Below are 12,518 nucleotides of genomic sequence, written 5' to 3'. Positions count from 1 at the left end.
GGTACGGGCTTACTCCACCTGCGAAAGACCGAGCACATCCAGCATGGAATAGAAGCCCGGCTTCTTGTCGAAGGCCCAGACAGCCGCCGTAATCGCGCCACGCGCGAAAATGGAGCGGTCGCCGGCATAGTGGGAAAGCTCGACGCGCTCACCTTCACCGGCAAAGATCACCGAATGTTCACCGATCACCGAACCGCCGCGCAGCGTGGCGAAACCGATGGTGCCGGTCTCCCGAGCACCCGTATGTCCGTCTCGTACGCGCACCGAGGAGGTGGTGAGATCGACCCTGCGGCCGGCCGCCGCCGCTTCGCCAAGCAGAAGTGCCGTACCGGACGGCGCATCCACCTTGTGCTTGTGGTGCATTTCCAGAACTTCGATGTCCCAGTTCTGCGCATCCAGTGCCTGCGCCGCCTGCTGCGTCAAAACGCTGAGCAGGTTGACGCCGAGGCTCATATTGCCCGACTTGACGATGCGGGCATGGCGCGACGCCGCCTTGAATTTTTCCTCGTCTTCGGGGGAGCAGCCCGTGGTGCCGATGACATGCACGATGCGTGCCTGCGCGGCGAGGCCCGCGAAGGTGACACTGGTTGCCGGTGAGGTGAAGTCGATCACCCCTTCGGCATGGAGGAAGGCTTGTAACGGATCGCTGGTGATTTCGACGCCGATCGGGCCGAGACCGGCAATCTCGCCGGCATCGCGGCCGACAAAGGCCGAGCCTTCGCGCGCGACGGCGGCATGCAGCTGGACGCCTGGTGTCTGGTGAATGAGGCGGATCAGTGCCTGTCCCATGCGGCCCGCTGCGCCGACCACCACCAGTTTCATGCCGCTGCTGCTCATGTTTCACTCACTTTTCATCTCGGGCGGATCGAAACCCGCCGGCATCGGACGTTTGATATTTGCAGCGGTGACGTTAAAGACCAGCCGCTCGCTTCGCAAGCGCCACATGGGAAGGGTAGTTCCCTTTGAGAGGAGAGCGATCAGGCTCTCCAGCGCCGCCCGTCCAGCGCCAGGCCGAAATCGGAAGGCGTTCTGGCATAGGTGGCGAGGCCGGAAAGCGCCGCCTGCGGATGGGTGACCACGAAGGTCGGAATGGTCCGCATCAGCGCGCTGTGTGGCGCCTTGTCTTCGAACGCGGCCCGGAATTCCGGGCTCTTCAGCGCCGGGATGATCTTCTGAGAAATGCCGCCGGCGAGATAAACGCCGCCCTTGGCCATGAAAATCAGCGCGAGATCGCCAGCCACACGGCCGAGATAGGTGCTGAAAAGCGAAAGCGTTTCTTTTGCCTGCGCATTCTGGCCCGAAAGCCCCTGCGAGGTGATATCGGCCGGGTCGGAAAAGACCGGTTCGATGCCATCGGTCTTGCAGACGGCGCGGTAGAGATTGACCAGTCCGCGTCCGCACAGGATCTGCTCGCCGGCAACACGGCCCTCAATGGTTTCGATATGCGGGAAAACCGCATAATCACGCGCGCTTCTTGGGCCGACGTCGATATGGCCGCCCTCACCGGGTACCGGGAACCACATATGGCGGGCGTAAACCAGACCGGCAACCCCGAGGCCCGTGCCCGGTCCGAGAACGACGCGCGACGCCAGCATGTCTTTCTTGCCGGAGCCGATAGGCTCGCGGTTGTCGTCGTCAAGCGCTGCAATCGCCAGAGCCTGCGCTTCGAAATCATTGATGACGATGACGTCCTTCAGGCCGAGATTAGCCAGCATGCCCTTCGGCTTGACGACCCAGTGGCAGTTGGTGAGCGGTATCTCGTCGCCTTCGATAGGGCCGGCAATCGCAAGAATGGTCGAGACTGGCTGAAGTGATGTCTTGTCCAGAACCGCCTGCTGGATGGCGTCGTCGATCGTCGGATATTCTGCAGTCTTTACCGTGGTCAGGTGCACGGGGTCTGCAAAGGAATCGATCAGAATGGAAAAGCGGGCATTGGTGCCGCCGATGTCGCCAAGAAGGATCGGAAAGGACAGATATTCGGTATCGGACGTCTTCGGCATTGCCTGTTCCATATTGGTGGGTGCGGGTCAGTCGGCGGAGTTGAAGTCGATCAGGTTTTCTGCGGTGGCGCGGTTGAGCGCCATGGGAATGTCGTAAACCGTGGCAAGCCGGGTCAACGCTTTCACATCCACATCATGCGGCATGGCCGTCAGCGGGTCGGTGAAGAAGATCAGCATATCCACCTCGCCGGTGGCGATCATCGCTCCGATCTGCTGGTCGCCGCCAAGCGGCCCGCTTTTCAGACGAATGACTTCAAGACCCGGACAGGCTTCCTGCACGCGCCCACCCGTCGTGCCGGTGGCGACGATCCTGAAACCGGCAAGCGCTTTCTGGTGATGACGGGCGAAATCCGCCATATCGTCCTTTTTCTCGTCGTGAGCGATGAGCGCGATACAGCGTTGTCCTTCCATGGTCCCAGCCCGTTCCATCAAGAATTAAATCGATTTGAAGCCTTCTATAACAGCTTGCCGCCATTTGAAAAGGGAAGCTGTTGAATGCCTCATTTCTGTTTCAGTTCAATGTCGGGCGCTGGGTGGGAAGCGGAATATCCGAAGGCGGCTGCAGGGCGGGGGCTGCCTGAATGACCTGTTCCACGCTTTGCTGGCGCGTTGCTGGAGCAGGCGAATAGGCCTGAGCTGCAAGTCCCTCGGGGTTAGTGGAAGGGGCGGCAGCCACGGCGGCGCAGGCCGAGGGCAGATCGGAAACCATAACCGGGCGCGGTTTCACCGGCTTGGCATTGGGGTCCTTTTTCGGCGGCGCCCATGGTTCCTTGCTGAACCACCAGGCAAGCGACTTGTCGCAGCCGTCGCCTTTGCCCACGGCCGCCTGCGGTTTGCAATTGGGCGCGCCGGGCGGGCATTCGAGACGGATGTGGAAATGCTCGTCATGCCCATAGATCGGCCTGATCTTGCCCATGAAGGTGCGGTCGCCGGTCCATGTCTGGCAAAGCTTCTGCTTGATGGCCGGGTTGACGAAAACGCGTTCCACCTGCGGATAGCTCGCCGCCATCATCACCAGCCGGGCATTCAGCGGCGACCATTTGCGATCATCGACCGTCAGAAACTTGCTCTTGTCCAGCATGGAAATGAACGGCACCGTTTCGCGCTGCTCCACGCTCAGCCGAGGGTTAGGCATCGGCCGCCACCAGACATCCACATCGAGGCCGATCTGGTGCGAGGCATGGCCGGTCAGCATCGGCCCGCCGCGCGGCTGGGAAATATCGCCGAGCAGCAATCCCGGCCAGCCGATTTTCTGGGCATCCTGCGAAAAGCGCTCGAGGAAGGAAATCAGCTGCGGCTGGCCCCAGCGCCGGTTGCGCGAAAGCCGCATGGCCTGCCAGCCGGGACCATCGGTCGGCATGGCGATGGCGCCGGACTGGCAGCCCTTGGCATAGGAGCCGATCGGCTGGGAGGTTGCTGCGGAGGGCAGGGCCATATGGCCGAAAACTTCTTTCGCAGGCCGGTCCTCGGCCGATGCGGTTTCCATCTGCAACTGCAGCGCGGAAACGACCGAAATTGCCAGCATGGCCGCCTTGAAAACTCTCGATGATCCCGCCGTCATATAGCCGTGTCCGTCCGATCAGATGATTCTCTTCCCCGCAGAATAAACTGGAACGGGATTTTGTTGAAACCATGTTTCGCCCCGTTTGTGCAAAGCAGGAAATTAACGGTGCCGATAAAGAGCTTGTGAGCCGAAGCATCTGTTTTTTGCCCATGTTTGTTTTATGCTCTCTTCAACAAACACGAAAACAGGAACCGCCCCGCATGATATTGGCTCCACTGAAATCCCGCCTTGTGATCGCCCTTGCGGCATCCGCCATGCTGATACCGGCGGCGGCCTTTGCCCAGTCGGGCGATGTCTGGCGAAAGGGGATTTCGACGGTCGGGGAACTAAAACATCCGGATGGTTTCGATCATTTTGACTATGTGAACACAAAGGCGCCGAAAGGCGGTGCGTTGCGCATGTCGACGACGGGAACCTTCGATACGCTCAATCCGCTGCTCGCCAAGGGCGAGGCGGCGACTGGCCTTTCGCTGGTTTTCGATACGCTGATGAAATCGACGGAAGAGGAGCTGTCGGCCTCCTACGGGCTTCTGGCAGAGGGGGTCAGCTATCCCGACGATATTTCGAAAGCCACCTTCCGGCTGCGGGCGGAGGCCAAATGGGCGGATGGCAAGCCGGTGACGCCGGAGGATGTGGTTTTCAGCTTCGAAAAAGCCAAGGACCTGAGTCCGCAGCTTGCCACTTATTATACCCACGTCACCAAGGCGGAAGTGAGCGGCGAGAGGGAGATCACCTTCACTTTCGATGAAAAGAACAATCGCGAACTGCCGCAGATCGTCGGGCAATTGCTGATCGTTCCCAAGCACTGGTGGGAAGCCGCCGGCCCGGACGGCAAGCCGCGTGATATCTCCCGTGGCACGCTGGAGCCGGTGATGGGCTCCGGCCCCTATAAGATCGCCTCGCTGTCTCCAGGTTCCACGATGACCTATGAGCGTCGTGACGACTATTGGGGCAAGGACGTCAATGTGAATGTCGGGATGAACAATTTCAAAACCATCACCTACAGCTTCTTTTCCGATCAGGATGTGGAATTCCAGGCCTTCAAATCCGGTACCGTCGATTTTCGCCAGGAAGCCTCATCCAGCCGCTGGGTCACGGGTTATGATTTTCCGGCCGTCAAGGAAGGCCGCGTCAAGAAAGAGGAACTGCCGAATATCTATCGCTCCGTCGGCATCATGCAGGCCTTCGTGCCGAACATGCGCCGCGAAAAGTTCCAGAACCCCAGCCTGCGCAAGGCACTCAATTACGCCTTCGATTTCGAGGAGCTGAACCGCACATTGGCTTACGGCCAGTTCCAGCGCATCAACAGCTTCTTCATGGGCAGCGAGCTCGCCTCTTCCGGCCTGCCGACCGGACGAGAGCTGGAACTCTTGCAGGAGTTGAAGGATCAGGTTCCGCCGGAAGTCTTCACCACCGAATACCGCAACCCGGTGGCAGGCGATCCCGCCAAGCAGCGCGACAATCTGCGCGAGGCGGTGAAGCTGATGAAGGAGGCCGGTTACGAGCTGCGTGGCAACCGCATGGTCAATGCGGCAACGGGGCAGCAGCTGGACATTGAATTCCTGATCGATTCCTCGGGTATGGAAAGAACCATCCTGCCCTATGTCCAGAACCTCAAGAAGATCGGCATCAATGCCACGATCCGTACGGTTGATGCCTCGCAATATACCAACCGCACCCGCAGCTTCGATTTCGACATCGCAGTCAAGCTCTGGGCGACATCGGCCAATCCCGGCAATGAACAGGCGGATTTCTGGGGCTCGGCTGCCGCCGATCGGCAGGGGTCCAACAACTTTGCCGGCATCAAGAACCCCGCCGTCGATGCGCTGGTCAGAAAGGTCATATTTGCGCCCAACCGGGATGAACAGGTGGCCGCGGCGCGGGCGCTCGACCGGGTGCTCCTGGCAAACAGCTACGTCATTCCGCAATTTTACCGCGGCGAGATGTTCATCGCCTACTGGAACACACTTATTCGCCCGGAAAACCTGCCCGAATATGGCATTGGTTTTCCAGACGCATGGTGGTCCAGCCAGGCCGCAAACTGACGCCGGCCTTGCTTTCGCGGCGAAGGCTTGATTCACATAGGGCGAAACGAATCGCTTGGAGCGCGCGGGCCGCGCTTTCATGAAAGGACCGGGTTTGACTGAAACGAAAACCGCTGATGTATCGGCCGGGAGCAGAGACTGATGGGCGCCTATATCCTCAGACGTCTGGCGCTGATGATCCCGACCATCATCGGCATCATGGGCATTTCGTTTCTCGTCATCCAGTTTGCGCCGGGCGGGCCGGTGGAGCAGGTCGTCGCGCAGCTGACGGGGCAGGGCGACAGCGCCTCCGACCGGCTTTCTGGCGGCGGCGATCTTATGGGCCAGTCCGGCGGGTTTGATGAAAGCGGCTCGAAATATCGCGGTGCGCAGGGTCTCGATCCGGAGCTGATCGCCAAGCTCGAAAAACAGTTCGGTTTCGACAAGCCGCCGCTCACCCGTTTTCTCGAAATGATGTGGAATTACATCCGCTTCGACTTCGGCGACAGCTTCTTCCGCAATTCCTCGGTCATCGATCTCATCATCGACAAGCTGCCGGTGTCGATGTCGCTTGGTTTCTGGATCCTGATCATATCCTACATCATCTCCATTCCCCTCGGCATCAAGAAAGCCGTCTCCGATGGCTCGACTTTCGATGTCTGGACCTCCGGCATCATCATCATCGGGTATGCGGTGCCGAGCTTCCTGTTCGGTATCCTGCTCATCGTGCTTTTCGCCGGCGGATCGTTCTTCGACTGGTTCCCGCTGCGTGGCCTGGTATCGGATAATTTTGACCAGCTGAACTGGTGGCAGAAGATCATCGACTACTTCTGGCACCTGACGCTGCCTTTGATCGCGCTGTCGCTCTCGGCCTTCGCAACGACGACGCTCCTGACGAAAAACTCCTTCATCGACGAGATCAAGAAGCAATATGTCGTCACCGCCCGCGCCAAGGGTCTCACCGAACGCAAGGTTCTCTATGGCCACGTCTTCCGCAACGCGATGCTGATCGTGATTGCCGGTTTTCCGGGCGCCTTCATCTCGGCTTTCTTCACTGGTTCGCTGCTGATCGAGAACATCTTCTCGCTGGATGGTCTCGGCCGTCTCGGTTATCTCTCGGTCGTCAATCGTGATTACCCGATCGTGTTCGGCACGCTCTTCATCTTCTCGCTGATGGGCCTCGTTGTCGGCCTCATATCAGACCTCATCTATACATGGATCGATCCGCGCATCGATTTCGAGCGGAGGGACGTGTGATGACGCTTGCCCACACCGCCGCTGCCGAAACACTGGTAAAGCCGAAGCGCCCGTGGTTTTCGCCGACCACCAAGCGCCGCTGGCAGAATTTCAAGGCAAACCGGCGCGGTTACTGGTCCTTCTGGCTGTTTCTGGTCCTGTTTTTCCTGAGCCTGATCGCGGAATTCATCGCCAATGACAAACCCATTCTCGCTTCCTACAAGGGTGAGATTCTGGTGCCGGTCATGGTCGATTATCCCGAGGAGAAATTCGGCGGCTTCCTGGCCCAGACCGATTACAAATCCTCCTTCATCCAGGATGAGATCAACGCCAATGGCTGGATGATCTGGCCGCCGATCCGCTATTCCTACCAGACGGTCAATTCCAATATTCCGCATTCCGCGCCCACCGCGCCCTTCTGGCTGATGGATGAAAAAGACCGTTGCTCGGCCTACCCGCAGGGCAATGCCGACCCCGGCTGCACGCTTGGCAATCTCAACTGGCTCGGAACCGACAATCAGGCACGCGATGTCACGGCGCGGATGATCTATGGTTTCCGCATCTCCGTGCTGTTCGGCCTGACGCTGACCATCGCGTCGGCACTGGTCGGCGTCACCGCCGGTGCCATTCAGGGTTATTTTGGTGGCTGGACGGATTTGCTTTTGCAGCGTTTCATCGAAATCTGGTCGTCCATGCCGGTGCTCTATATCCTGCTCATCATCGCGGCCATTCTTCCACCCGGCTTCTTCGTGTTGCTCGGCATCATGCTGCTGTTCTCATGGGTCGGCTTTGTCGGCATTGTGCGTGCGGAATTCCTGCGCGCCAGAAACTTCGAATATGTCCGCGCGGCCCGTGCACTCGGCGTCGGCAACTGGACGATCATGTTCCGGCATCTTTTGCCCAACGCCATGGTGGCAACGCTAACCTTCCTGCCGTTCATCCTTTCCGGTTCGATCACGACGCTCACCTCGCTCGATTTCCTCGGTTTCGGCATGCCGCCGGGATCGCCGTCGCTGGGCGAGATGATCGCGCAGGGCAAGAACAACCTTCAGGCCCCGTGGCTTGGCCTCACTGCGTTTTTCACCATGTCCATCATGCTTTCACTGTTGATTTTCGTCGGTGAAGCGGTGCGCGACGCCTTCGATCCACGCAAGACGTTCCGGTGATCGCCATGACGGAAAAAACCATCCAACCACTTCTATCCGTCCGTGACCTTTCGGTCGCTTTCCATCAGGGTGGCGCGACCAGCGTTGCCGTCGATCACGTGTCCTTCGACCTGATGCCGGGCGAAGTCGTTGCCCTCGTTGGCGAATCCGGCTCCGGAAAATCCGTGACCGCGAACTCCATTCTCAAATTGCTGCCCTATCCGGCGGCAAGCCACCCGTCGGGCAAAATCCTGTTTGACGGCAAGGACATGCTGACCCTGCCGGAGCGGGCGTTGCGCGCGGTGCGGGGCAACGACATCACCATGATTTTCCAGGAGCCGATGACATCGCTCAATCCGCTCCACACCATCGAGCGGCAGATCGGCGAGATTCTCGAGCTGCACCAGGCAATCACCGGGGCTGAGGCGCGGGCACGCACGCTGGAACTGTTGCTGCAGGTCGGCATCCGCGAGCCGGAAAAACGCCTGAAAGCCTATCCGCATGAATTGTCCGGCGGCCAGCGGCAACGCGTGATGATCGCCATGGCGCTTGCCAACCGGCCGAAACTGCTGATCGCCGATGAGCCGACCACGGCGCTCGACGTGACAGTACAGGCGCAGATCCTCGAGCTTCTGAGTGATCTGAAGACCAAGCACGGCATGTCCATGCTGTTCATCACCCACGACCTCGGCATCGTTCGCAAATTTGCCGATCGCGTCTGTGTCATGACCAAGGGCAAGATCGTCGAGACCGGCACCGTGGAGCAGGTGTTTACCGATCCGCAGCATGCCTATACGCGCCATCTCCTTGCAGCCGAACCCAAAGGCGAGCCACCGCATTCCGATGCCAGCAAACCGGTGGTCATGCAGGGTGACGACATCAAGGTCTGGTTCCCGATCAAGGCCGGGCTGATGCGCCGGGTTGTCGACCATGTGAAGGCGGTTGATGGCATCGATATCACCCTGCGCGCCGGCCAGACGGTGGGTGTGGTGGGCGAATCCGGCTCCGGCAAGACGACGCTTGGTTTAGCGCTCTCGCGGCTGATTGCCTCGAAAGGCCGCATCAGCTTCATCGGCCAGTCGATCGATCATTATTCCTATGAGATGATGAAGCCGCTCAGAAACCGGTTGCAGGTGGTGTTTCAGGATCCCTATGGGTCCCTCAGCCCGCGCATGTCTGTGGGTGAAATCGTCGCCGAGGGCCTGAAGGTGCACGAGCGGTCCCTGTCCGCCGATGAGCGCGATACGCGTGTCGCCACCGCGCTGGAAGAGGTCGGCCTCGATCAGGCCACCCGCTGGCGGTATCCGCATGAATTTTCCGGCGGTCAGCGCCAGCGCATCGCCATCGCCCGCGCCATGGTGCTTAAACCCCGTTTCGTCATGCTGGACGAGCCGACATCGGCGCTCGACATGAGCGTGCAGGCGCAGGTCGTCGATCTGCTGCGTGATCTCCAGGCCAAGCACGAACTTGCCTACCTCTTCATCAGCCACGATCTTAAGGTGGTGAAAGCGCTGGCCAATGACCTGATCGTCATGCGCCACGGCAAGGTGGTGGAGAGCGGCCCGGCGGCGGAGATTTTCGCCAATCCGCAGGAGGATTATACCAGGGCACTGCTGGCGGCCGCCTTTAATATCGAGGCTGTCGAAACCAAAGCAGTGAGCCAGTAGACGCATCACTGTTTCTATTAAGGCAATGATTTTTCTGTTGCTTTGCGAAAAATGCCGACCCATGTTGCGAGAGACGTGATGCGGAAACGGATTGATTACCATGGCAGCGGATGTGATTGTTCTGGGAGCGGGGATCATCGGGGTGTCGGTCGCCCTGCAACTGGCCCGAAGGGGAAAATCGGTAGTGCTGGTCGATCGGCGCGGACCGGGCGAGGAGACCTCCTTCGGTAATGCCGGGCTGATCCAGAGAGAAGGTGTCGTACCTTACGCCTTTCCGCAGGATCTGGCGCTGCTGCTACGTTATTCCCTGAATAACAGCATCGATGCCCGTTATCATCTCTCGGCTCTGCCGAAGATCGCACCTTTTCTTGGCCGCTACTGGTATAATTCCGCAGCCACGCGCCACGCGGCGATTGCCCGTGCCTATGCGCCGCTGATCGAACATTCCGTCTCTGAACACAGCATTTTGATCGATGAGGCGAAGGCTGGCGATCTGATCGTGAAGAATGGCTGGATGGAGGCTTACAGGACAGCCGCAAGGCGGGATGCCGACTATGCCTTCGCCGAACGTCTGGTGCGTGACCACGGCATTTCCCACACGAAACTCGATGCGCAAGAGCTTGCCTCCGCCGAACCGCATCTCAGCCGGGATTTCGTCGGCGGCCTGAAATGGAACGACCCCTGGTCGGTGCTCGATCCGCACGCGCTGACGCTCGCCTATCTCAAACTGTTTGAGAGCTACGGCGGAACCTTTGTCCGGGGCGATGCGTCGACGCTTAGCCAGACGGTAAGTGGCTGGACGGTGCGTACCGAAACCGGCGCAGTTGAGGCCGAGCATGCCGTCGTGGCGCTTGGCCCATGGGCCGATACCGTGACGGAAAGGCTTGGCTATCGCTTCCCGCTCGGGGTGAAACGCGGCTACCACATGCATTATGCGCCGCAGGAGGGAACAAAGCTCAACAACTGGCTGATCGATGCCGAGCGCGGTTATTTCCTGGCGCCGATGCGCAAGGGCATCCGTCTGACGACGGGTGCTGAATTTGCCGAACGCGACGCGCCGAAATCCCCCGTGCAGATCGAGCGGGCGGAGCGGGTGGCCCGTACCGTCTTTCCCCTTGGCGGCCGGCTGGATGCGGAGCCGTGGATGGGCGCACGCCCCTGCACGCCTGACATGATGCCGATTATCGGCAGGGCACCGCGCCACAGAACCTTGTGGTTTGCCTTCGGCCACGCTCATCACGGCCTCACACTTGGGCCGATCACCGGTCGAGTGCTGGCGGAAACCATGGCCGGCGAAACGCCTGTTATCGCCATCGACGCCTATCGCCCGGAAAGGTTCAATCCCTGATGGCCGAATCCGCTGGCCTTCCTGCGGCGGGCCACGTAACATAGGCTTATCAAAGGGGAAAAGGGGCAAACGTCATCATGGTGGCGAGGTTTCTCATCTATCAGCAGCAGGATGATTTTCGTTAGCGAAGCGCTTCCGCGCGCGAAACAGAAGAGAAACGGCCTGCTGGTGCATGATGGATGATATTGAAAAAGCAAAGAAATTTTTCGCCGATAACCCCGATATCGAAATTCTCGAAGCCTTCGTCATAGACGCGAACGGCGTTCCGCGCGGCAAATGGATTCCACGTGAGAGGGCGATCGACGTTCTCGAAAAGGGAATGGCCATTCCCCGCTCCGTTTATGCGCTGGATATCTGGGGTCGGGATGTGCACGCCGCAGGCCTTGCCGAAGGCACGGGCGATCCCGACGGTTTTTGTTTCCCCGTTCCCGGTACACTGTCGCGTGTGACATGGCTTGGCCGTCCAACAGCGCAGGTTCTGCTGGCGATGAGAAACCCGGATGGAACCGGCTTTTATGGCGATCCGCGCCATGTTCTCTCGCAGGTTCTCAGCGCCTATAAAAAGGCTGGCCTCACGCCGGTCGTGGCGACCGAACTTGAATTTTACCTGATCGATCCAGTCCGCTCCGCACTGGATCCCGTGCGCCCGCCGCACAGCCGCGAGGGGCGCTGGCACACGGGCCAGACCCAGGTTCTGTCGATTTCCGAATTGCAGGATTTCGAGGATGTCTTCCACGATATAGCCACAGCCTGCCGGGCACAGGGCGTGCTTGCCGATACGACCCTGCGCGAAAACGGGCCGGGGCAATATGAGATCAACCTCAACCATGTGCCGGACGCCTTGCAGGCCGCCGATTTCGCCGTCTTCCTGAAACGTATCGTCAAGGGCGTGGCGCGGCGGCATGAACTCGACGCCACCTTCATGGCCAAGCCTTACGGCTTGCAGGCGGGCAACGGCATGCATGTGCATTTTTCCGTTCTCGATAAGGACGGCAGGAATATTTACGCCGGAGAAAACGGCCCGTCGGATGCGCTGATGCATTCGGTTGGCGGCCTGTTGGAAAACATGGGGGAAAGCATGGCGATCTTCGCCCCCCACGCCAATTCTTATCGTCGCCTGACGCCGAGCGAACATGCGCCGACCTACGCCTCCTGGGGCATCGACAACCGCTCGGCGGCGGTGCGCGTCATCGTTGCCAGCAAGGCCGCGACGCGCATCGAACATCGCGTGGCCGGTGCCGATACCAACCCCTATCTGGTTGTGGCGATGATCCTGAGTGCCGCACTTGCCGGCATGAAGGAAAAGCGCCAGCCGGGCGGCGCGATCGCCGGTGACAGCCATGCGATCAATCACGAACCGCTGCCCACCAACTGGGATTACGCCCTGCAGCGCTTCACGCGATCGAGCTTTGCCTATGCGACGCTCGGCCAGAAGTACCGCACCTTATTTTCCGCCTGCAAACAGCAGGAGCTTTCCGAATTTTCCCTGCGCGTAACCGACGTCGAATATGACGCCTATATCAGGACGGTGTGA

At 59.7% G+C, this 12,518-nt stretch carries 10 protein-coding genes; 6 read left to right on the top strand and 4 right to left on the bottom strand.

All coding sequences use genetic code 11. The annotated features are described in order from the left end of the window. Window positions 1–9: 9 nt before the first annotated feature. From dapB to mepA, 4 genes are all read right to left on the bottom strand, one after another. Window positions 10–837, bottom strand: coding sequence for a 4-hydroxy-tetrahydrodipicolinate reductase (gene dapB / locus M0412_RS12085; protein ID WP_269700420.1), 828 nt, complete (start codon window positions 835–837; stop codon window positions 10–12). A gap of 140 nt (window positions 838–977) precedes the next feature. Next, window positions 978–2,000, bottom strand: coding sequence for a glucokinase (locus M0412_RS12080; protein ID WP_142840804.1), 1,023 nt, complete (start codon window positions 1,998–2,000; stop codon window positions 978–980). 27 nt (window positions 2,001–2,027) lie between these two features. Further along, window positions 2,028–2,411: a methylglyoxal synthase gene (locus tag M0412_RS12075; RefSeq protein WP_092770187.1), complete on the bottom strand. Its 384-nt coding sequence runs from the start codon at window positions 2,409–2,411 to the stop codon at window positions 2,028–2,030. A gap of 100 nt (window positions 2,412–2,511) precedes the next feature. Continuing rightward, on the bottom strand, window positions 2,512–3,561 hold the full coding sequence (gene mepA / locus M0412_RS12070) for a penicillin-insensitive murein endopeptidase (RefSeq protein ID WP_269700415.1): 1,050 nt from the start codon (window positions 3,559–3,561) through the stop codon (window positions 2,512–2,514). A 203-nt stretch (window positions 3,562–3,764) separates the two neighbouring features. Between mepA and M0412_RS12065 the strand changes: the two genes are divergently transcribed. The 6 genes from M0412_RS12065 to M0412_RS12040 all read left to right on the top strand — a co-directional run bounded on the left by M0412_RS12065 (window position 3,765) and on the right by M0412_RS12040 (window position 12,518). Then, window positions 3,765–5,609 carry an extracellular solute-binding protein gene (locus M0412_RS12065; protein ID WP_269700413.1) on the top strand — a complete coding sequence of 615 codons (1,845 nt, stop codon included), beginning with the start codon at window positions 3,765–3,767 and terminating at the stop codon, window positions 5,607–5,609. A gap of 141 nt (window positions 5,610–5,750) precedes the next feature. Further along, window positions 5,751–6,845, top strand: coding sequence for a microcin C ABC transporter permease YejB (locus M0412_RS12060; RefSeq protein ID WP_046799187.1), 1,095 nt, complete (start codon window positions 5,751–5,753; stop codon window positions 6,843–6,845). Further along, window positions 6,845–7,990, top strand: coding sequence for an ABC transporter permease (locus M0412_RS12055; protein WP_142840807.1), 1,146 nt, complete (start codon window positions 6,845–6,847; stop codon window positions 7,988–7,990). Before M0412_RS12060 ends, M0412_RS12055 begins: the two co-directional genes overlap by 1 nt. A 5-nt stretch (window positions 7,991–7,995) precedes the next feature. Then, a complete protein-coding gene (locus M0412_RS12050) occupies window positions 7,996–9,636 on the top strand; it encodes an ABC transporter ATP-binding protein (protein ID WP_269700409.1) in 1,641 nt (546 codons plus the stop codon). Between the two features lie 100 nt (window positions 9,637–9,736). Then, the gene (locus M0412_RS12045) at window positions 9,737–10,984 is read left to right on the top strand and encodes an FAD-binding oxidoreductase (protein ID WP_269700407.1); all 1,248 of its coding nucleotides are present in this window, start codon (window positions 9,737–9,739) and stop codon (window positions 10,982–10,984) included. Between the two features lie 172 nt (window positions 10,985–11,156). Further along, window positions 11,157–12,518, top strand: coding sequence for a glutamine synthetase family protein (locus M0412_RS12040; RefSeq protein ID WP_161991293.1), 1,362 nt, complete (start codon window positions 11,157–11,159; stop codon window positions 12,516–12,518).

The sequence above is a fragment of the Agrobacterium sp. O3.4 genome (assembly GCF_041414895.1).
Taxonomy (GTDB): Bacteria; Pseudomonadota; Alphaproteobacteria; order Rhizobiales; family Rhizobiaceae; genus Agrobacterium; species Agrobacterium cucumeris.
This window is presented reverse-complemented; position numbering and strand designations above follow the sequence as displayed.